The 20146-nt window shown below is 60.7% G+C and carries 19 protein-coding genes and 2 pseudogenes; 12 read left to right on the top strand and 9 right to left on the bottom strand.

Going from position 1 to position 20146, the window contains the following annotated elements; all coding sequences use genetic code 11:
* Positions 1-50: 50 nt before the first annotated feature.
* The 5 genes from GGR46_RS20065 to GGR46_RS20045 all read right to left on the bottom strand — a co-directional run bounded on the left by GGR46_RS20065 (position 51) and on the right by GGR46_RS20045 (position 7462).
* Positions 51-1568, bottom strand: a complete 1518-nt coding sequence (locus tag GGR46_RS20065) for a CehA/McbA family metallohydrolase (RefSeq protein ID WP_183999764.1) — start codon at positions 1566-1568, stop codon at positions 51-53.
* Positions 1565-2677, bottom strand: a complete 1113-nt coding sequence (locus GGR46_RS20060) for a Ca2+-dependent phosphoinositide-specific phospholipase C (RefSeq protein WP_183999763.1) — start codon at positions 2675-2677, stop codon at positions 1565-1567. Before GGR46_RS20060 ends, GGR46_RS20065 begins: the two co-directional genes overlap by 4 nt.
* Positions 2678-2680: 3 nt before the next feature.
* Positions 2681-5740, bottom strand: a complete 3060-nt coding sequence (locus tag GGR46_RS20055) for a TonB-dependent receptor (RefSeq protein ID WP_183999762.1) — start codon at positions 5738-5740, stop codon at positions 2681-2683.
* 105 nt (positions 5741-5845) lie between these two features.
* The gene (locus GGR46_RS20050) at positions 5846-6811 is read right to left on the bottom strand and encodes a FecR domain-containing protein (protein ID WP_183999761.1); all 966 of its coding nucleotides are present in this window, start codon (positions 6809-6811) and stop codon (positions 5846-5848) included.
* Between the two features lie 69 nt (positions 6812-6880).
* Positions 6881-7462 (bottom strand): sigma-70 family RNA polymerase sigma factor, encoded by a 582-nt coding sequence (locus tag GGR46_RS20045; RefSeq protein ID WP_183999760.1) that lies wholly within the window; start codon positions 7460-7462, stop codon positions 6881-6883.
* Positions 7463-8615: 1153 nt separating this feature from the next.
* Between GGR46_RS20045 and GGR46_RS20040 the strand changes: the two genes are divergently transcribed.
* The 10 genes and pseudogenes from GGR46_RS20040 (at position 8616) to GGR46_RS25945 (ending at position 14423) form a co-directional block, all read left to right on the top strand.
* Positions 8616-9386: a DUF6650 family protein gene (locus tag GGR46_RS20040; protein WP_183999759.1), complete on the top strand. Its 771-nt coding sequence runs from the start codon at positions 8616-8618 to the stop codon at positions 9384-9386.
* Between the two features lie 34 nt (positions 9387-9420).
* Positions 9421-9675, top strand: a complete 255-nt coding sequence (locus GGR46_RS20035; protein WP_183999758.1) for a hypothetical protein — start codon at positions 9421-9423, stop codon at positions 9673-9675.
* Between the two features lie 48 nt (positions 9676-9723).
* Complete coding sequence (locus GGR46_RS20030) at positions 9724-9864, top strand: hypothetical protein (protein ID WP_183999757.1); 141 nt, start codon at positions 9724-9726, stop codon at positions 9862-9864.
* 350 nt (positions 9865-10214) lie between these two features.
* A pseudogene (locus GGR46_RS20025) lies at positions 10215-10562 on the top strand (HEPN domain-containing protein); the annotation flags it as partial.
* A gap of 287 nt (positions 10563-10849) precedes the next feature.
* The gene (locus GGR46_RS20020) at positions 10850-12439 is read left to right on the top strand and encodes a CsgG/HfaB family protein (RefSeq protein ID WP_183999756.1); all 1590 of its coding nucleotides are present in this window, start codon (positions 10850-10852) and stop codon (positions 12437-12439) included.
* A 14-nt stretch (positions 12440-12453) separates the two neighbouring features.
* Positions 12454-12855 (top strand): hypothetical protein, encoded by a 402-nt coding sequence (locus GGR46_RS20015; protein WP_183999755.1) that lies wholly within the window; start codon positions 12454-12456, stop codon positions 12853-12855.
* 145 nt (positions 12856-13000) lie between these two features.
* Positions 13001-13202 (top strand): annotated as a pseudogene (locus GGR46_RS20010) (type IV secretory system conjugative DNA transfer family protein); the annotation flags it as partial.
* Positions 13203-13261: 59 nt separating this feature from the next.
* Positions 13262-13582: a DUF6881 domain-containing protein gene (locus tag GGR46_RS20005; protein ID WP_183999754.1), complete on the top strand. Its 321-nt coding sequence runs from the start codon at positions 13262-13264 to the stop codon at positions 13580-13582.
* A 112-nt stretch (positions 13583-13694) separates the two neighbouring features.
* Positions 13695-13904, top strand: coding sequence for a hypothetical protein (locus GGR46_RS20000; protein ID WP_183999753.1), 210 nt, complete (start codon positions 13695-13697; stop codon positions 13902-13904).
* 78 nt (positions 13905-13982) lie between these two features.
* The gene (locus tag GGR46_RS25945) at positions 13983-14423 is read left to right on the top strand and encodes a DUF6959 family protein (RefSeq protein ID WP_425506589.1); all 441 of its coding nucleotides are present in this window, start codon (positions 13983-13985) and stop codon (positions 14421-14423) included.
* A gap of 24 nt (positions 14424-14447) precedes the next feature.
* On the opposite strand, the gene GGR46_RS19990 is transcribed toward GGR46_RS25945, so the two are convergent.
* The 4 genes from GGR46_RS19990 to GGR46_RS19975 all read right to left on the bottom strand — a co-directional run bounded on the left by GGR46_RS19990 (position 14448) and on the right by GGR46_RS19975 (position 17027).
* Positions 14448-14825 (bottom strand): hypothetical protein, encoded by a 378-nt coding sequence (locus GGR46_RS19990; protein WP_183999751.1) that lies wholly within the window; start codon positions 14823-14825, stop codon positions 14448-14450.
* A gap of 154 nt (positions 14826-14979) precedes the next feature.
* Positions 14980-15843, bottom strand: coding sequence for a hypothetical protein (locus tag GGR46_RS19985; RefSeq protein ID WP_183999750.1), 864 nt, complete (start codon positions 15841-15843; stop codon positions 14980-14982).
* Positions 15844-16024: 181 nt separating this feature from the next.
* Positions 16025-16618: a hypothetical protein gene (locus GGR46_RS19980; protein WP_183999749.1), complete on the bottom strand. Its 594-nt coding sequence runs from the start codon at positions 16616-16618 to the stop codon at positions 16025-16027.
* A gap of 133 nt (positions 16619-16751) precedes the next feature.
* Entirely contained in the window at positions 16752-17027 is a 276-nt protein-coding gene (locus GGR46_RS19975) for a hypothetical protein (protein ID WP_183999748.1), read from the bottom strand.
* 809 nt (positions 17028-17836) lie between these two features.
* Here GGR46_RS19975 and GGR46_RS19965 point away from each other — a divergent pair.
* On the top strand, positions 17837-18073 hold the full coding sequence (locus GGR46_RS19965; protein ID WP_184000140.1) for a hypothetical protein: 237 nt from the start codon (positions 17837-17839) through the stop codon (positions 18071-18073).
* Positions 18074-18243: 170 nt separating this feature from the next.
* Complete coding sequence (locus GGR46_RS19960; RefSeq protein ID WP_183999747.1) at positions 18244-20136, top strand: hypothetical protein; 1893 nt, start codon at positions 18244-18246, stop codon at positions 20134-20136.
* The last annotated feature ends 10 nt before the right edge of the window (positions 20137-20146 follow it).

Below are 20146 nucleotides of genomic sequence, written 5' to 3'. Positions count from 1 at the left end.
ATTCTCGCTGGAGCGCCTTTCCTTCCAGCGCGACCATAGCGGCAGCCCGCTCATTCGCTGATGTAGATCGGGTTGCCAATCAGCACGCGCCTGCCATCCTTCGCGCGAAGGTCGGCGCGGAACCAGTGTGCCTTTTCATTGGCCTTGATCGTGAACGGCACCTCGGCGTCTTCGCCGGTGACGCGGCCGCCATCGGCAAGGGGCAGGTGCCGGCCGTCGACGATCAGATCGACATGGTTACCCTGGCCGCCCTTTACCGTGACCTTGCCTTGGATGGCCTTGCCACGCGGGCGAGAGAGCGTGCCGCCCATCACTGTCGAGGCGCCGTGATCCACATGGGCCGACAGGTCGAGCACGCGGCCGGGGTGGACCCCCTCCAGGTCGATGAAGGCACGCCCCGAGAGTATTCCCTGCCGGATCCCGGCCTGCGAAAGTTCCATCGCGTAGACGATGGTGGCGGGGGTTCCGACCGGTGATTGAGCGCCCACCGGCGACGTGCCGGCGCGGCCATCGATCGGGTCATGATTGTCGCTGCCGCCGATGCCGGTCAGGTGGAAGCCCTGATTGAGCTTGTCCTCCCACCAGGCGGTGCCGGAATTCGCACCGTCATCGAACGCTCCGCCATGGTCCGCCGCGATACCGCCATTGGCCACCTCGATCGCGTTGACGCGGGCGAAGTCCGTATCCGGCGCCGACCAGCCGCAGCCGAGGCAGTTCTCGCCGGTGGGGATCTCCGGATGATTGATCGAGACGAGCGCGCCGGTGTCTCGCGAGGCCTCGAACATCGCATTGATGTTGGGCAGGCCAGGCGCGCCGCCGACACGATATTCGACGAAGTCGGTGACGCCGATCAGGTTGTAATGGCCATATTGGGTGGTCATCTCGCGGCCGGGGATGACGAGCAACTCGTCGAAGAACGGCGCTTCCTCGGCGATGGCGCCATATTGAGAACGAGTATTGTGATCGGTCACGACCACGAAATCGAGGTGATGGTCGTGCGCCGCCTTCAGTGAGAACCAGGTGGGGCAGGGGACCGGCTTGCCGTTCGGCTCGCCGCGGCAGACCGCGTCGCTGTTGCCGGTATGGACATGGAAATCGCCCGAATACCAGCCTGCCACAGCCTTGCGCGCGCCCGGCTCGATCACTTGTGCCTGCGCGCCATGGTCAAAATGTACAGTCACCTTGAACGGGGCGACCACGCCCGGCTTCAGATAGGCGACCGCGATGCTCAGCCGCCATTTGCCTGGAGTCAGCGGTCCGGCGAGATAGGAGGGAGATGCGAAGGTTTCGGCCAATATGATGTGCGGCTTGATCGCGCCGCCCCAGCCGCGCTCTCGCTGGGGATCGTAGACGCCGAGCACCAGATAGACGCCCTTGTCATGATCGGCGCCTTCGACGTCGATCATCATCCGCGTCACGCCCTGGGGCACGTCGAAGGGGAGTTCGCGATAAGTGCCGCGATCCTTGTCCTCAAGGGTGCCGGTAATCACCACGTCCTGCGGCGGGGCGGGGGCGTCCTGGGCCGGCCCGGCGGCGGCGAGAGCGAACAGTGCGAGAAGGTCGATCATCGGTGGGACTCTCTGTTGCTGGGACAGCGGGCGGTAACGGGATCGCAGCGATACGGCGCTTCTCCGGGCAGGCTCGCACGATAGGCAAAGCCATGCGGATTCGGGACGCCATCATAATAGTCGCTGCTGACGAACTGTGCGCCGGAGGTGATCGCCGCCGTCAGACGCGAAGTGTCGCCCTCGCGCGCTTCCTTGCTCCCCGAATCGGCACGAGCGCGGACCAGGAAGCCGGCCTGCACCAGCCGGCGGATGCGCGCTTCCTCGCCGCGCGGTTCCTGGATGTTGAAGATTGAGGCTTCGGGCGCCTGTTCGTCATAATAGCCGAACATCGCGCGTCCCCGCAGCGAAGGATGGCCGGCGCGATAGAGCGCATAATGCCGGTCATTGGCGTCTAGCACGAAGAGAAACCGTCCCTTCGCCGCCGCCAGCGCCGGCCAGCCATGAGCCCGTACGGCGCTCGCCAGCGTCGCGTGGCTGCCGCGCACCGCGTCCGGCACGATCAGCCGCTCGGGCCCCATCACGGTGCGGATATCGGCATCGAGCGCGTCGAGGTCGGCCGCTTCGAATTTGGCGTCGTGCAGCCAGAAGCCGGGAATCGGCGGAAAATCGCTGGCATTGACCAGGACCGTGACCGGCAAATGCCCCGGATGCCCGTCCGACCAGCGACGCAGCAGCGCGAGGCAGTCGTGGAAGCTCAGGCAATGGCTGTCGTAATCGACCTGCGGAAAGTGCAGCACCTTTGCGCCCGGCGCCATCATCGCCTTGCGCGTGTCGGGTGCCGCCATCTGATAGGGTGTGGCGTAGAGTCCGCCCTGCGGATCGGGGGCGACATCGATCTCGATCTGGCGGATGCCGATCGCGAGCTGTGCCTCCAGCGGCGGGTGGCCATAGTCCAGCTCGTCCCAATGGTCCGGCGCCAGCGCCTTGATCCGCGCCTCCGCTTGCGCCGATGGATAGGGCCTGTAGCTGTTGTGCGATCCCAGCATCTGCACCTGATCCAGGCGCAGATTGGCAGCAAGTCCCTCGACCGGACCGGATTCCCGGGGGAAACCGGGCCCGGCCAGGCTGAGGGACAGCGTGGCGGCGACAAGGGGGACAAGCCGCGCCATGGTCTAGAACTGGAACGAACTGGTCAGTTTGAAGAAGCGGCCCGTCTCGACATAGGATCCGTTGCCGCCGCCATCTTGCGTGCCCAGATAGCGCGTGCTCTTGCCCATCGTCTTGTAGAAGCTCTCCTGGTTCAGGATGTTCTGCACCTGGCCGGAAAGCGACCACCTGCCGATGCGATAGGTGGCATTGAAGTTCAGCTGGCGGTTCGGCTGCAGATAGGTGTCGAGCTGATTGTTCAGGCTGAGCAGCTGACGGCCGACGAACTGATAGGCGAGGCGTGCCGAGAAGGCCGGGCGTTCGTAGAACAGCTCGGCATTGTAGATGGTATGCGGCGCGCGCGGCAGCACCGTCTTGCCGCGGTTCGGCAGGCCACTGTCCGCCTTGCTGTCCTGCAGCGTCAGCGATCCTTCGACGCCGAAGCCGCCGAAGAAGCGGCCCAGTTCGGAGAACTGTTTGCGCGCGTGGAATTCGACGCCGTACAGGTCCGCGCCATTGCCGTTGAGCGGCATGGTATAGGTGACGCCGTCGAGTTCGCTGTTGCCATTGGAGATGTTCGGCGGGCTGCCGGTCGCGCTGGCGGTGAAGACGAAGTTGGACAGATGCTTGTAGAAGCCGGCCGCCTCGATCACGGCGCTGCGATCGGGATACCATTCCACGCCGGCATCGAGGTTCGTCGCCTCGGTCGGCTTCAGCTTCGGGTTGGAACGGTTGACGAAGGCCAGCTTGCCGGTGAGATCGTCATAGCTGTACGTCTCCGGCCCGGCGATCAGCGAGAAGGCGGGCCGAGCGAAGCTACGTCGGGCGGCAGCGCGGACGACGAGGCGGTCGGCCGGCCGCCACGCCAGGTTCAGGCTGGGCAGGAACTCGTCATAGTTGTTGCCGTCCGATGCGAAACGGCCGGTGTCGTCAGCCGATGCGCCGGCGCTGTCCTTGACGACGATCCAGTGGCTCGCGCTGAAATCGGTATGTTCGTAGCGCAGGCCCATCACCGCTTGAACCGGGCCGAGTTGGGCTTCGGCCTGGGCATAGGCAGCATAGATCGTCTCGGTGCCGAAGACGGTGTTCCGGTTATAGTCGTTGACCGTGTAATAGCCTGGGTTCGGCGTGCCGTCCGACGTGAACTGGTTAGTATAGGCATAAGGCAGGATCGCGTCTCCGAAATAGGCGCGATCGTAGAAGCGGAAATTGGCGTAGTTGCCGCCCATGAAGTCGATATAGCGGCCCGGCACCGTGGATGCCCTGGGTCCTACCGCCGCGGTCGAGCCGGGGCGGCTGCCATCGGGCGCCTGGATCACGAAGTTATCGCCGTTGTTGCCCAACAGGCCGCGGTCATACTGGAAGCGATCGGAGACGCTGATATCCCCGCCCCAGCGCAGATGCTTGATCACCCCTTCCGTCGCATAGTCCATGTCGAGCTTCAGCTCGTAGAGATTGTCGTCGGAATGCACGTCGCGTGCCTGGAACTTCCAGACCCGGATCGAGTCGGCGCTCAGGATCGCATCGCGATACGCGGGGTTGGTAAAGGTCAGGCCGACGTCGGAAGGGTTGGCCGTGTCGATCAATACGCCGCCCACCGGATTGCCGGTACCGTCCACCAGCAGGCTGGTGTCGCTGTACATGCTGCCCTCGACATAGTTCGGGCGCTGCTGCTGGCCATACCCATAGGAGGCACGCAGCGACAGGCTCAGCTTGTCGGCAATCTTGAAATCGCTGCCGGCGACCAGGGTGCCAAGCTGCGAGATCTGGTCGCGCGCCTGAAAATAGCTGCCGGCGAGCGTGCCGAGCGGGTTATATTTGCCGTCCGAGCCATAATAGGGCGCCGCGCCGATCAGCTGCAGCACGCCCGAAGTGATGCTGTGCTGAACGTCGACCGATGACACCTTGTAGTGGCCATAGGAGCCGCGAATGAAGGCGTTGACGGTATCGCCGCGGAAATCGAGCGAGAAATTGCCGCCGAAACGTTCGATGGACGAATCGTACATGTCGTACTTGATGCCCATGGCCGTCAGATCGCCCTTCGCGGACGTGGCGGTCGCCGGGATGTACTGATAGGCTTCGGTACTTTCCGCTGCCGATTTGCGCTGTTCGTAATAGGCGGTCGCGTAGAAGCCGATATCGTGGTTCGCGCCGAACGTCTTGCCGAGCTCGAGCTGGCCGACGCCGCCGACCGAGGAAAAACCCAGCTTGCGGGCGCGATCATTGTAATTGGCGCCGCCGGTGACCTTGAAGTAGTTGTCGCCGAACTGGAAGCCGGTAGGTGTCGCGATATCGACGGTGCCGCCGATCGAGTCACCATAGTCTGCTGCATTCGGCGTCTTCGACACGCTTGCCGAGCGCAGGCCATAAGGGGCGATCATCTTCAGCGAGAGCGCGCGGGTCGCCGGGTCGGCCTCCGGCACGCGGACGCCGTTGATCGTATAGGCATTGTAGCTGGAATCGATGCCGCGGATGGAGACGAATTCCGCCTCGCCGGTTGCCGCCTGGCCCAGGCCCATATCGGCGTAGGCGCTAACGCCGGGCAGCACGGCCAGGATATCGACAATGTTACCGCCCGGACGGCGCGCGATTGTCTCGCCTGACATGACCGAGTTGGTGCCGATCTGTTTGCGCTTCCATTCCAGCGCTCGCTCCTCTTCGAGCGGCGGCGTGCCGGTCACGACGATATCATCGGAGCCTGACTCCGGGGCTTGCTCCCCGATGTCCGTTGCAGCACCGGCCGTCTGCGTCGCACCGGTCGGCGTGATCGGATCGGCCGCCCCCAGCACTATGGTGTGGCCGTCGTCGCTCTTGATCTGTAGCGGGCTGCCCGCGAGCAGCAGGTGCAGCGCTGCCTGGCGCGTCAGCCGGCCGCGCACCGGGCGCGACCGCAGCGTGGCGATCGATCCGCGCGGGAAGAAGATCTGTACGCCGGCCTGGCGGCCGAATTCGGTCAGCGCGCTGGCCAGTGGCTGTGGCGGAATGTTGAAGCTCTGCGCAGTTGCGGTGGGCAGCGGGGCTGCATGGGCGGCAGGCGTCATCAGAAGCGTCGCAAGCAGCGACGCCCCGGCAATTCGAGCGGTCATGCGGGAACCTTTGTTGAATTGGTCGGTCGAAAGCGTCTTCACCTACAAAGACGGTCGACCCCGGTTTCACCGCCAAATCGGATGCAATTTTTTTGCACTGCAGCGTCAGCGTGTCAGCAGATAAGCCGTGGGCGAGCGGGATACATGCACGTTCAGGCTGGTCGATACCGCCTGGAGGAACGGATCGGGGTCGGTGGTGGTGAAGCGGCCGCCAACCGGTATGCTGGAAAGCTCACGGTCCACGATCACGATCTTGCGCGTCAGAAAGCGGTTATATTCCTCAACCGCGCTGCCTAGCGTCGCGTCCTGGAACAGTATCTCGTTGTGCCGCCAGGCAGTGATGCCGTCCACCTGTTCGGCATTGGCAAGGCGAACCACGGCGTCGCTCTGCGATATGAGGACGCTGGAAGCACCTTTGCGGGTATCGACGATCATGCCGGGCACGCCCTTGTCGCCGTTCACGCGCGCCGTGCCGGCGAGCACCAGCAGGTCTAGCGCGGCGTCGCGTCGGCGCATGTTGAAACGTCCCTGTGACAGGAAGACCAGTCGGTCGTCACCACGCACTACCGCTTCTGCTCCGGCAGACAGATCGAGCGCGACTTCGCCGCGCTCGATCCAAAAGGTCCGCTCGCTGGCAGAAAAGCGCCAGGAAAGCCGGGAATTGGTGTTCAGCGCCGCGACACTGCCGTCGGACAGACGAATCCGCTTGTTCTCTCCCACCTCGGTGGAGGCGCTGCTCCAGGCATAAGCGCGCGTCGTGGTGACGCCGCCGGCAATGATCCCGCCGGCCACTGTCGCCACGGCCGCAGTACGCAGGAAATTGCGGCGGGAGGTCATCGCACCATATGGCATCGGGAAGGGGATGGCGGGCACCACATCGTTCGCGTCGCCGCTGACTCTTTCCCACATGGCCAATGCGCGCGCGAAGGCTATTGCATTGGCCATGTCGCTATCGCGCCACGTTCGGAATGCAGCCTCGTCGATCGTGCCCAACCGATATTGCGCCAGCCAGGTTGCGGCTTCGGTTGCGGCCTGCGCGGGCGTGCGGACAGGCCCTTCTGACCGCCTCACGCGGATGTCCTCTCAACCACCACCATATCCTTGTGACGAACGACCGTTCCGATACCGCCAAGTCGACCGTCAATTTGGCAAGCGGAGCCTGCGACGCGTTTCCGGCTCCCGCCCGCTCGTCTCATAGGGATCGCCGCGTCGGGGCTCAAGCGCGAGGGCGAGCAGATGGATGGCGCGAGCAAGCCGCTTTTCCAGGGTAGACAGGCTCAGTCCCAGTTCGGCCGCTATATCCTTCGGCGAGTGACCCTCTACACGGCAGCGCTCGAACACGATACGGCACCGTTCGGGCAGCGCTTCCACAGCCTCGGCCACCTCGGCCAGCATCTGTCGATCCGCTGTGACGCGGTGCTGATCCGGCGCATCGTCCGCAACGTCGAAATCGTCGTGATCTACGAGATGACGGAACTCCACGACCTTCGCGCGACGCACGCGATCGATCACCATGTTGCGTATCATCCGCAGCATATAGGTTTTGGGATTGGTGATTGCCTGCCAGCCCTCGGTCGAGAGCATCCGCGTCAGTACTTCCTGAACCAGATCGCGGGCTTCGTCGGCGCTGTCGCTCCAGCGCGCGGCAGCATCGAGCAGGTCGCGCTCGAACGGCAGGACCTCCTCGATGAACCAGCGGTCGATGGGGCGAACGACGGGCACGCTTCCAGACTCTCCGAAACGGAGGCCTCCGGTTAGGCTTGGCTGATGTCAGTTCGACGACAGTTCAAGAACATTTGCGTAGCCCCAATCTCTTTCCTGCCTGCGCATTGCACGTTGGTCGCGTCGATCTTCGGACAGCATGTAGTCCGATTGGTCACCCTATCGAGGTCAGGGAGTAGATGGGGAAGCTCTCATGGCTTGGTTCCAGGCGAGCTTGGCAAGCACCGGAAAATCCGACGCGAGACGGCCTGCTGATACGGGTCGTGGCAGGCGATGTGCTCTTCGACGCGGCGCGTCTGATCGCATCCAGGCTGGCGGGGATGCCCGCGATCGCGCTCGGCCTGATTCGTAACCAGGTGCGCCAGGCACTGGATGGAACTTATGATCGATCATTGGAGCTCGAACGGGATTATCGGCGACATGCGGGGCGATCGCGATTCCGCGGAAGGCGTGCGGGCTTTTGTCGAGAAGTGCCGACCAAACTTCGAGGGTTGCTGAGAGCGAGCGCAAAATGGTCAGGTCTCGATCGCTCCCATCGTGTGCGTCGGCCCTTTTTGTCTGCATTTGGGGCGTTAGCGGTTCGTGGGCGAGACCGTTTCAACGATATTAGCCAGCATCAGGTCTCCCCCGCAGGTTGCCGTGATGCACCACACGTTCGCTATGCCTTGGATCGCGACCGGCGGGAAGTCGGTCGCGCCGGTCTCAACCGAGTTTGCAAGACTCGACGACGCTCGCCCGAACGGGCGCTCTGTTCGAAGCATCTTCGCCCACTCTCCGACAACATCGCGTTCATTAGTTGCGGACACCTGCGACACGTAAGTCGTGCCTCTGAACTCGCAAACGAAGGTAAAGAGACGCGCCGTCACACCTCCTCGTAATCGGTCGGCTCAATGTCCGCAATTGGGGCGTGAGCGGCCCGGCAGCTTTTAAATCAGCCCGCCGCCGCCTGAACGTTGGGGATTGGGTAGGAAGCGGTCGGCCATTCGACGTGCTTGTAATCGAGCCCAAAAGCGGACGTCTATTCAGGCATCGGGCAAAGGGCAGCAAACGCCCAAAATGTCGGCCGTTTTTTTGATCGGTTGGCTACTCCTGATTGCAGACACTCACGAGCGGTGGCACGCCCTTCGCGGTTAAGCGGAAAGGAGACCAAGCGTTGGAACTCGGAGCTGCTGAAACCGGCCTCCTGGAAGACTGCCACGAGGACTGGCGGGCTTTGTGGGAGATACCTGCGGGGCGAAACGTCGACGAAAGTGTCGCCTTTCTGGTGCCTCTTGTCGCGGGCGGCTACCTAACAACACTCGCAGTGACTGCTTGGGAGGAAGCGGTGGCCGCCCCTCCCATGAATCGGGATGAAGCTTTAGCTGTAGTGAAACGGGGCGAGAACTACGCGCGCCCGGCGAATGAAGGTGAGATATTCTACTTGCTGTCCATCACGCCTGAAGCCGAAGCCGCCATCTCGCCGGGTGCATCATGGCAGCCGTCAGCGGCCGACCGCGATGTCGCCGCTGAACTTCTGGTCCGGCTCGAAGATCGGCGCGTTCTTTACAATCCGGGCACCGCCGAGGTGCCTCACCACTGCATTCAATCGATTGTAGAGATACGCCGTCTCCTGTCGGATGCGTTGGTAAAAGCCTCGGCCAAAGGTGTCCTATCTGAACACCTGCGCGCGCTAGGCGCAGCCTGTCGGCGATTTCTGGATCGCGTGGGCTCAGACGGGGATGATCACAAGGCCATGCGCTCGCATGGCCATTACCTGTCGTGGGAGTTCCTTGACGCGCTCGGGCAACTCCGCGCGATATTTGGCATCCATATCGCTTTGGTCGCAGCGGAGTTTGATCTTGAAGTACGGGGCGAGTTGACCAACATCCTGCCTCCTGAACCCAAAGCCGGAGATTGGACGGACCCGCCGGCCCGACGGTGGTAGGTCAGGGACGACCAGCTTCAAAAGGGGCCATGACATGAAGATGGATGATTTCGGAGAAGCCGCGGATCGAGCCTGGGCTTTCAGCGGAAGCCTCATTTCTGGCGTCAATCTATCGGCGACATTGATGACGCTGCTCGTCGCCAAAGGCATTTTGACAAAGGCAGACGCGCTCTGGGCAATCGATGAGGCAGCGGAGAGTTCGGCGAAAATGGACCTGCCCGATGTGTACGCTCGCGGTATCGTGGACACGTTTGCACGAGTTCGGGAAGCTTTTGATTCGGCCTTTTGAAGGCGACGGTTCCAGGCCTACGCGTCGGCCCATCAGGACCGCGCGAGCATGATCTCGGAATCGGATGAACTGTCACGCGGCGATATCGGCAAGCGCGTGCGCGAACTGATGCAGGGCGTTGACGATCCGGCGACCTTCGTTACCCAGGAAGATAGGCGTCACAACGGGACGCCGAAAATCCGGCACTGAACGGAGTTATCCCCCGACTTTGCCCGTCGTCGCCCACATAGCGACGCCGGGCTTTTCGTATCTGCGGAGGATTTCATGTCGCTGTTAGATGATTTTCCGCGAGGGTACGCGTTGTCAATGTCATCACGAAGAAGCGCTTCCGTTCCCTCGCGCTGCAGCAACTCGGCGGTGCTACCACCGAGGGCGGCGGCGGCACCGAGTACGCAGAGTTGACGTCCACCGCGACAGCGGAGCAGCAAGAAAGCGGCGACCTCGCTCTACGGATTCATCCAGTCCCGCGAGGCGGCGGCGAAGCATGCGTCGATGTCCGTCAGTCGCCGATACTAGCTCGTCTTGTTCGCGATCGTCGGAAGAACGCCGCCTTCCAACTGCACCAGGCCACCGAGCGCCTGTATCATTGCGTGCTGCTGACCCTCACCTTCTACACCCCGCACGTCCACAACCTCGCCTTTCTCCGGACCCAAGCCGAGCGCCTCGACCCACGCCTTCGCCATATCTGGCCGATGGCGACGAAGCGGGAGCGCGCCATGTTCGAGAAGCTGAAGGACGCCTATGTGAAAGCGCGCTTCTCGAAGCATTATCGCATCGACGCCGAGGAGTTGGCCTGGCTGGGAGAACGAGTCGAGGAGCTTAGCCAGGCAGTAAAAATGATCTGTTCGGGGCGCATCAAACAACTCGAACAGGTAATCTCCAGATAGGACGGATAACCGTAGCGCAAATATTTGACAATGTTGAACCAAGCGACATTCAGTCCAAATTGGTTATAGTTTTCGATCTTCCACTTCGCGTCTGATTTGCGAACCGCACCTTCAGAGTCTCGACTCCAGCAGGCTCCCCATTTACTGGATTGCCTATCTTACCGGGGGGCCAATCCGTGAGAGCCGCGAACGAGATCTTGGTGCTTGCGTTGCTGCTGGTCTTGGGCGGCTGCGCGTCAGGCAGTGCAGGTGGACTCGCCGGCAGCAGGCCACCAAGCAGTCCATCAATGCCGGCGCCCGCGAGCGCGGCGGCGCCAAGTGCCGCGAAATCCCAACCAGCCACCTCTCCTCAGTTCGGGCAGGAGGCGCCTGCCACTCCGAGCGCCGAGCAGCGGGTCCGCGAAGCACGCGCCATCGAGCAAGCGGTACAGGACGTTCCTCGCTGCACGCACAAGCACGGCACCATCGCGATCGTCGATGGCGACGATCCGACGGGCTGGGCCAGATATCAGCTCGCGGCACCCGCGAAGCTTCTGCGCGTGATGGTCCAACGTTCCGGATGCTTCAACATTATCGACCGCGGAATGGGTCTGCAGGCAGCCTCACGCGAGCGCCCGATCGGTGGGGACCACGGCCTGTATGGGACTTCCAGTATCGGGCAGGGCCAGGTGAAGGCGGCCGACTATGTGCTGCTCGCCGAGGTGCAGCGGACCAAATATAACGGAAATGGCAGCGGTGTCGGTGGCGTGATCGGTGGGGTTGTCAGTGGACGCGTCGGGGCGATTGTCGGCAGCGTCAATTCCCGGAAGCTCGAAGCGAACACATCGCTGTCGCTCGTTAGCATCCGCACGACAGAGACGCTATCGGTGCAGGAGGGATACGCCAGCAAGAAAGACCTGCGGCCGGGTACCCGGGGTGACGGGGGATTTCTCTCGGGCACCATGGGAGCAGTGGGCGCCGTAGGCGGAGGCTATGACTCCACGGATATCGGACGCGTCATGACGCTGTCGTTCATCCAAGCCTATTCGAAGATGGTCACCGAGCTTGACCTTGTTGCACCAGCCGTTCGTGGCACCGCATCGTCCGGGCGGTCCAATATCTTCGTCGCGGAAGCACCGGTCTCGATGAGGAGCACGCCCGCCGCGACCGGCAAGCTGATCCGTATCTTGCCTGTGGGATCGCCGGTCTATCCGACCGGCCTGAAAAACGGCCTGTGGTGGGAAGTCGCCGATGCGAACGATAATGTCGGCTGGGTGCTGAATACGAAGCTTCGTACGGACTCTGGCGACGCGGGTCAGGGCGCCGAAGAGCAGTTCCTACCATGGCCGCCTCCCCGTCCCTCGTCGATGGGCGACGTGTCGGCCAATTTCAGGAGCGGAGCGGTCATTGGCGACTATAACGAGCAGATCAAGGCGCTACTCGCGCGTAAGGGTTATGCGAGGCTGCATTATTTCAGCGTACGCGCAACGAACGGCTTCGGCATCACCACCGACGTGGAAAGGCTAGACGACAAAGGTGGCCCCCATCCGAAAAGATGGATGCTGAAGACGCCACCCGCAGGCGGCTTCCTGGAATATGTCACCCAGCTCCTGAAGGGCGACACGGGACGATTCCGGGTCTTCGTGTTCATCGTCTCGGACCAAGATCCGAACCCCAACACATATGACGCGCAGCAGGTCGATCTCACCCGCTGGAAAAACAATGGCAAAGTTGCCCTGAGCGCTACCACCTCGCGCCGGGTAGCACCGCCCGCGCTGAAGGTCTGGCTCCTCGTCTATGAATTCGTCGCGAACAACTCCAAGTCTGCCGAACTGGTCGCGGACAATGACGGCGCCTACCCGTTCTCGCTCCACTCAGCTTTCCTTGGCTTCCGATGACGCGGGAGAAAGCCGTGCGTGTGCTGTTCATCGCCTGGGTGGCGGCGGCTTGCTTCGCGACACTCTTCGTTTCGCTACAAATCCTTGGCGGCCGATACGGGACGGACGGGCAGATCGCCCTCAACTGGCTCCTCGGCCAGTACACACCCACGCTGTCGATCCTGCTGGCCGCAGTATTTTCCAAACCAAGCAAGAAATGGCGCGACTATCCCGTGGATCAATGGCGCTTCCGCTGGGCAGTCGCGATCAGTGCCTTTCAGATCGTGCTGATGATCTCGATGATCCTGCTCCAGCCGGCATTCAACATGATCGGCATCACCGCCTATATGCTCTTCGACAACAGCCAGGCCCTGCTCTTCATCCTCCAGGGCGTAGCGGTCGCGGCTGTCGGTGCCGTCATATTCGACGGGCGTTGAGGCGCCTGTCAGGCGACCTCGCCACCTTCATCTCATCTGAAACCTGGAGCGCCGGGCAATGTCCGTGAATTCTGATGTCCCCGATTCCATGAGTGACCTGCTGGCCCTGCTGTACCAGAACAACGACCGGCGCATGACCGAACTCAAGAACGACGAGCGAACGGCCAAGCGGATTTCCGACGCTCGGCACCGCGACCGAGCAGCGCGCGATGCGCAACTATGCCGGCCATAGGCTCGCACCCTGGCTGGCACATGTCATGGTCAGCCGGCAGGAGACCGCACGCGCATTGCTGACGCCCGGCGAGGTCATGCAGCTGCCGCCGACCGACGAGGTCGTGCTGGTCGCTGACCGCTAACGCCCCGATAGCGGACATTGCGGGCGGCCCGAGGCGCGCTATCATGCCGCATGCCTTCTCTGAAGCTGCCTACCTACTTCGGCCTCCCGTGGCCCGAACCTGACCTTCCGCCGGGTGAACCTGAATGGATGTATTACGAGATCGACGTTTCGCGTGACGCGGTATGCCGGTCCATCGAGGTTTTCCCTGATGGCCGCATTGAGCGCAACAGCATCGAGATCGAAGAGCGTGGCGGGCGCGACTGCCCCTCCCTCATCGACGTTGCCCTCAAAGACGGCTTTGAAGGGACGGAACCGCGAGAAATGTCACGTGCCGACTTTGAGAAATTATGGCTCAACGGCGTAGACACGCCGTTCTGGAACGTCGGCTAACCATCCATAGTCGGCCGTCCGACCGGTGCCAGACCGATCCGAAAGCGGTCGGGCAGCAACCACCCCAACTCCGGACATTGTCGTCCGTCAGCACGAAGACCATAATGCGAATATGACGGCGAACGAAAAGCGCTTGCTCCTGGCCCTTGCTTGGATGTGCGAACAATACATCGGCAGCGGAGAGCAAACTGCGCTCGACCACGAGTGTATGGGGGCTGGCGAAGATGCCGTCGAGTTGCTCGTCGAATACGGCTTGGTCTCTCCATCCGGACGCGGCGGCACCTGGACAGACACTGGCAGAGCTCTGCTCGCCGAAGGCTAACGCTGTCGTTCCGGAAACGCCCCAGTTGCGGACATGGCCGCCGCTAGCCAAAATGCCCCTGACAGACGGGGAGCCTGAATGCGTACAGAGCTGATCGAGATATACTCCGACGCGACTAACGCGGCGGTTATGCGTCATCCCGGACGACAGTTTCCGGGTATGCTCATTCAGGGAGATACGCTGTATAGTCTCAGCCGTTCGATAGCGGTCGTGCCGCCCCGCCAATCAGATGAGCGTCTGTGTCGCCCCGGGGATTGCCGAGCATATCCGACGCTGCCATGTTGGATAGGCAGCCGGCCACAAGGGAATGCCATGACAGGCATGAAACTGCTAAGCGTCGTCAGCGCGCTTGCGATCATTTTTTCTGTCTGCCTCCTCTACCTCAGCGAGACTGGCAGCCTGACCTTCCTGCTATTAGGAGTGGGCCTGGTACTATTCTCAGTGCTTTGGGCAGCAACCGCGACGGCGTCGAAACAGGTTCGAAGCCGTGAGCATATGGATGGCGACCTTTCTGGGTGACCCACAACGGCTGAGATTGGGTGGCTAGCTGCCATCAAGATGAGATGACAAGCTGTTCACGGCGTCGACGAAGCTCTCGCGAAAGAAGCGGCCAATCTCTTCCACTTCCTCTTGCTCGGCTGCGGAACCGGGCTCAAATCGGACGTGATCCACATCGCGGCCAACTCGGACCTGACTTCCTCCAAGCACGTGATCGGACTGGCTCTCTATCCCTGTGAAAGTGATCACCGGATCATCCAGTGACGAGCCACCGCTATTTACCCACAGGTTCAAAACTCGACGACAGCCCAGCACCAGGTCCGAACCATCAAACTTATCTTCGTTGACCTGAGCACGGAGGTTCGAGACCACCTGCCGAAGCTCAATCAGAGCCTCCTCACGTTGTGCGGCATCGGTCCACATCGCTAAAGAATACGTCCGCTACGAATGTCCGCAAGGGGGCGTTAGCCGCCGGGCGGCTTTAAATTCGGCCGGGCGGCGCCTGAACGTCGGCGTATGGGTGGAAAGCGGTCATCCGACGGTGGCCCGATTGCACGTCCTCCCGGCTCAGGTCGGGTCAGTACACTTCGGATATCTCAATCTTAACCGCTCTCACATCGGCCTCATCGATGCTCTGTCTGCCGACGTGCTGCTCGTCCTCGACGTTGATCACCGCGAATAAGTACCTATTGGTCTTCAATTCCGCCTTTAGCCCTGAACCGGCGACGAGAATTTCGTCCTGTCGTATGTAAGAACGTCCACCTTTGACTTCAGATTTTTGCTCGGCTCGATAAATATCTTTGAGTTTTAATAAGCGGAGTACTGTGACAGGATCGCACGGCGCTGGATCGGCATTGGGATCACGCGCGAATCTGGTACAAGTTACTTGAAAACCGAACTTGCCCGTTTTCGCCTGTGCGAGAATCTCGTCCATTACGAATGCTGCACGCGCGACAGAGAGCACGCTTCCATCCCTAATGAGATGCTCAAAATCACGATACGCGGCACAGGCCCGATCTCGGTCTCCTCCCGCGAGAGAGGGACGTTTCCATAATCCATATTGTGTCTCGACCTTCAGATCATCATCCCATCTCTCTTTTTCCGAGATTTGCCCACGGACGATCTTTGGAGCCACAGTATATACATCAACTCTGCAAAGTGTCTCGCCGAAGGGTTTAGGCGTGGCAAATAGCAAGAGAGGGCCGTCGGGGTGCCGCATCGCTCGATTGTCAGCGATCAAGTTGCGCCCTACTATCTGTAGAAGTTTAGATCCAAGTTCAGCACTGCTCCCCGTGGATGGCGAAGCTATTGGAGCTACCGCTACCGTAGGCTTATCGGCCCGGATGCCTGAAGTTGAATGGGTCAGAACGATAGTCATCGCACCGATCGCGATGCCGGCAGCCAAAATCGCTATTTTAATCAGCCACGGCGTAACGCGCATCTCTGGTCCTCGAAGCACGAGACCAGCATTCCAGTTTCTCCCGGCGTCTGCAATTGGGGCGTTAGCGGCGAGGCCGCTTTCGGATCGGCCTAGCACCGATCGGACGGCCCCAATTGGGTGGGAAGCGGACGGTCCGCTTTTTGATCCAACAAGCGAATTGCTGACAATCCCAAGCAGTGCGTTATTCGTAGCTCGGAGTCTGCACGACAAATCCATGCTTCTCCGGATTGGCAGCCAACGCCGCCGAGAGTAGACATTCGGCCTGTGGTTCCTCCTCTTGGAACGGAACCAGGAGTGATTGCCTCTCCACCGACAAGGCGTTCGGCTTGGCCCCACAGAATACTTCCAGCTCACGCGCGAAATCGCTAAGCGAACGGCTTCCTTGCATAAACTGCGGCGGACTTTTCCCTGGGCGATGTTCTCGCAGCCAGGAACCTGCGCGCTCCTGCATATGGATCGCAAACTCAACCTTCCAGGCGGGCAAATATGCGGCCTCGAACCGCTCGCCCGATTGGTGCACTCCATAATCCACCTGCACAAGCGTGCGCGCCAAGCAGCGCATCTTGGCCTCGGGATAGGGCGCGGCGTCGCTAAATACGAGATAGTCGCTGGGCTGCCCGTTCACCCGCTCGTTCACCTGGACGGCATCAGCGGGATCGATGCCACATGTGCGAAGTCCAGTGATCAGGCGCTGATCTGTCATCGTTATCGGTTTGGTCCGGTCGCCGCAGCTAGTGAGCAAAAGGCAGGATGCGACCAGCGACAAGGCTTTCATGCATCAAGGCTATATGATCCTGGCAGGTTTTGGAAAGAGCCGCTTCGAACATGAGCGGCCGTAACTGGGGCGTTTGCAGCCTGACCCGCTTTTGGATTGGCCGCCCCACCGCCAAACGGCCGACTATGGGTGGTTAGCTGCCATTCACCAGCTGGCATTTCGTGCATGCAAAACAGACGATCCAGCCCAAGGCCCATGCAATTGATGCGGGCACAAGGAGGAGCAATCCCCATCCAACCATTTGCGACGAGTGCCGAATGCCGGCATAAAGCGCAACGGTGGGTAACACGGCCACTGAGCCAACTGCCAGCCACGACCAAAAGCGCTTTTTGACGCTCTTCGCGACAATGCGGGCCGCGAAAAATGCAAGCAAAAAGGCGCCAATCGCGATGGCAAGCATGAGTGTCATACGCGCATTTTCTCACGAGACGCGAATGGGGGCAATTGGGGCGTTAGCGGTTGGGCCGCTTCTGGCCGGTAAGATTGAGACCGGAATGGCTGATATTGGGTGGAAAACAGTCAGGCTGCTTTCGGTCAACCGATCGCGAAGGCGGACGTTGACTAAGGCCTTCCTAGGCTGGTGGCTTGTTCAGGCCGTCATGTGGTAATCGTACACGATCGCCGCTTTGAACTGATCGACCCTTTCCTGGATGACGGCGCGGTAGCGCTCCAGCGAAACATCCCGATCCTCGATGCGGGTCAATCCTCGCGAAACGGGCACAAGTAGATCCCCAGAGCGATTGCCACGAAGAGAATGGATGCTTGCGGCATCGCCTCCCTGAGCCCCGAGGCCAGGGGCAAGAATAATCGAGCGAGGCAAAAGCTGCCGCAGGCGACGCCCCTCCTGCGGTACGGTTGCTCCGATCACAGCTCCGAAAGGACTTAGGGAACCGGTTTCTGGGGAAGAGAGGGCTCCGATCAATCGGCGACCCGATCGGAAATCAGCCTGTTCCCCGCCATCTTGTCCTGGAGCCAGCCCGCGCCGGATTGGAAGTGCGACACAACACAAAGAGACCTTTCCCGAAGCCCTAGTTGAGAACCGGACTCTAGCCGTCGGGTGCTTACCGACACTCAGGGTTGCGGATTATTTGAACCGTTTCGGCCTTGCGATCGGCTCGGACTTGATTCCGAAACATTGGCGGTCGATCATCCGCGTGAGCCTCTCCGGGTGGTCAACATGACCGCGTCCCTTTGGATGGAGGGTTCAGGGGGGAACGAGTGCGTTATCTGAAACAGTTGGTTTTGCCGGTTGCTGCCATCGCGATCGGGCTCGCGGCGTTGTCTGCGACTGCATCCCCGCCTCTGGCGAACGAGGTGACGAACTACACCTACGATGAGCTCGGGCGCCTGGTGAAGGTCGAGAACGGCGGCAGCGTGAACAGCAGCGTCATCTCCAACTACGCCTATGACAAGGCGGGTAACCGCACCAACGTCAAAGTGACCGGCGCGCCCTGAGCGGCGGCCGATTAGGCGCAAACGACGCGCAGCATCCTGCTGAGTTACTGCCTATCGCGCTCGAATCTCATCCGGCCTGAAGCACGCCTAAATACATCAATGAATTGTCTGATGGCGGGGCGAAGTATGGCGCCTTGGTCTCCTTCCACTAACATGGGGCATCAGTTGTAATGCAAGCCTATTCTCAGTTGCTTAGCCGGGGGCTGCGCCGCGTACATTCGAGCATAGCTATTGGTTCCGCGTTGCTGGGCTTTCTGCCTGGCGCAGCATTGGCGCAGAGCGATCCCTATGCATATCTGACTGCAACCGAGCCTGCGCTTAAGACTCTAGATGAAAATGGCGTAGATTTGGTATCCGGCAAGGCGAACGTCACAATTCCCCTACTGAGCTTTGCTTCAGAATTTACCTCACTTAGGCTCGACATGAGAATGGTGATGCCGAGTGGAGATTGGGCCGTATCATTTGCTCCGCTTGAGCAAACTGGATCAACATTTGACAACAATTTTCCATTTCAAGAAAATACTTTCATGAATGAGAACGTTGGCTATATCAACGCCGTTACCACGCCAATTGGCAGTGGCATGACGCGCGGTCACTATACTTACATAGTCACCAACCCGGACGGCTCCAGCTATCTTCCCAGCATTGGGCCGACGCATATGATTTATCTCAGCAATTATATTGGCGGAGATGGTTATTACGCTGCCGATGGTTCTAATGTTCCCGTGAAGATTGAACCATCGGGTCGGCGCTATATCGACCAGATTAATTTCCCGAACGGTGAAATCTGGCGGTTATATACGCAGATGATCACGCGCGAAGGGCTGCCCTATGGGCGCCTGCGCTCTGTTAGCTCTAACCGCGGCGCAACGATCGAGTATGAGTATCTGTCCGACAACCCGAGCTCGCCGGCTTGGGGCGGAGTGAAGCGCGTCCTGTCCTTCAACAAGGCGCAGCTCTATTGCAATGAAAGCGCGATGGCGCTGTGCTCCAACACGGCAACTGCGATCGACTATGTGGATTTCATCTACAGCGACAGCGACCGCAGCATATTAATTCGCCGGAAAGGGCAGACACAAGGGCGCAAGCTGACGTTTGGCGCATCCTCTGTTCCTGGCAAGCCGATACTCGGCGACATCCAGAGCATCGAAGATACCGGCGTGCCGGGCTCGGCCGTGAGCTACACCTATGAAACGGTTGGCAGTGATAATGACGGATATCTTGAGCGGCACGTCTCTTCAGTCACCAAGGGCGGCAATACCTGGAATTACACCTATTACCGCAACATGGAGGAAGGGCGCATAACGGCTTATGCCGTGACTGACACCCAGGGCCCGCTCGGCTTCTCGCGCTATGCCAGTGGTAATCTCGCTTTCGGCGCCGTCGAATCCATCACCGACAATCTCGGGCGAACCTCTTCGCAAGGGCTGGACAGCTATAGCCACTTCGATTTCCGAATAATCGCGGACTCCCTACCCGAAGGCAATGGAAGGACTTATGAGCGCGATACGCGAAACAATGTAACCAAGATGACCTTTGTTCCGAAGCCAGGTTCGAGTGATTCTGCCTATTCGATCTCTGCTACCTATCCTGCGGCCTGCACCAACCCCAAGACCTGCAACAAGCCGTTGACTGTCACTGATGCACGTGGCGCGACTACCACCTACACCTATGACCCAAATCATGGTGGGATGCTCACCAAGACCCTGCCGGCCGTGAACGGCATCTCTCCGGTCACACGTTACTCGTATGTGCAGCGCTTTCCGTACCTGAAGAATTCGAGCGGTGGGGTCGGCCCCTCCACGGAAGGGATTTGGCTGCCCAATGACGAACGCACCTGTCGCACCACGGCCACGGTCGGCAATGGTTGCGCTGGTGGCTCGGCGGACGAAGTGGTGACTAGCTACGAATATGGCAACGACGGACCGGCGAGCAATCTGATGCTCCGCGGCGTCGCGGTGACCGCGGACGGCCAGACCCTGCGAACCTGCTACGTCTACAATGGGCGCGGCGACGTCATCAGCCAAACCAAGCCGCGCGGCACCGGCGTCGGGTGCCCGTGAACCCCAAGCT

The sequence above is a fragment of the Sphingomonas kyeonggiensis genome (genome assembly GCF_014196745.1).
GTDB classification, from domain to species: Bacteria; Pseudomonadota; Alphaproteobacteria; order Sphingomonadales; family Sphingomonadaceae; genus Sphingomonas; species Sphingomonas kyeonggiensis.
Note: the sequence above shows the minus strand (reverse complement) of the source record. Positions and strands in the feature narration are given on the sequence as shown.

What these genes read in the sequence shown, in the direction of transcription:
- GGR46_RS20065 (WP_183999764.1), bottom strand. Translation starts at nt 1,568, where the DNA reads ATGATCGACCTTCTCGCACTGTTCGCTCTCGCCGCCGCCGGGCCGGCC.
- GGR46_RS20060 (WP_183999763.1), bottom strand. Translation starts at nt 2,677, where the DNA reads ATGGCGCGGCTTGTCCCCCTTGTCGCCGCCACGCTGTCCCTCAGCCTG.
- GGR46_RS20055 (WP_183999762.1), bottom strand. Translation starts at nt 5,740, where the DNA reads ATGACCGCTCGAATTGCCGGGGCGTCGCTGCTTGCGACGCTTCTGATG.
- GGR46_RS20035 (WP_183999758.1), top strand. Translation starts at nt 9,421, where the DNA reads ATGAAGATGGATGATTTCGGAGAAGCCGCGGATCGAGCCTGGGCTTTC.
- GGR46_RS20030 (WP_183999757.1), top strand. Translation starts at nt 9,724, where the DNA reads ATGATCTCGGAATCGGATGAACTGTCACGCGGCGATATCGGCAAGCGC.
- GGR46_RS20020 (WP_183999756.1), top strand. Translation starts at nt 10,850, where the DNA reads ATGCCGGCGCCCGCGAGCGCGGCGGCGCCAAGTGCCGCGAAATCCCAA.
- GGR46_RS20005 (WP_183999754.1), top strand. Translation starts at nt 13,262, where the DNA reads ATGCCTTCTCTGAAGCTGCCTACCTACTTCGGCCTCCCGTGGCCCGAA.
- GGR46_RS20000 (WP_183999753.1), top strand. Translation starts at nt 13,695, where the DNA reads ATGACGGCGAACGAAAAGCGCTTGCTCCTGGCCCTTGCTTGGATGTGC.
- GGR46_RS25945 (WP_425506589.1), top strand. Translation starts at nt 13,983, where the DNA reads ATGCGTACAGAGCTGATCGAGATATACTCCGACGCGACTAACGCGGCG.
- GGR46_RS19990 (WP_183999751.1), bottom strand. Translation starts at nt 14,825, where the DNA reads ATGTGGACCGATGCCGCACAACGTGAGGAGGCTCTGATTGAGCTTCGG.
- GGR46_RS19985 (WP_183999750.1), bottom strand. Translation starts at nt 15,843, where the DNA reads ATGCGCGTTACGCCGTGGCTGATTAAAATAGCGATTTTGGCTGCCGGC.
- GGR46_RS19980 (WP_183999749.1), bottom strand. Translation starts at nt 16,618, where the DNA reads ATGAAAGCCTTGTCGCTGGTCGCATCCTGCCTTTTGCTCACTAGCTGC.
- GGR46_RS19975 (WP_183999748.1), bottom strand. Translation starts at nt 17,027, where the DNA reads ATGACACTCATGCTTGCCATCGCGATTGGCGCCTTTTTGCTTGCATTT.
- GGR46_RS19960 (WP_183999747.1), top strand. Translation starts at nt 18,244, where the DNA reads ATGCAAGCCTATTCTCAGTTGCTTAGCCGGGGGCTGCGCCGCGTACAT.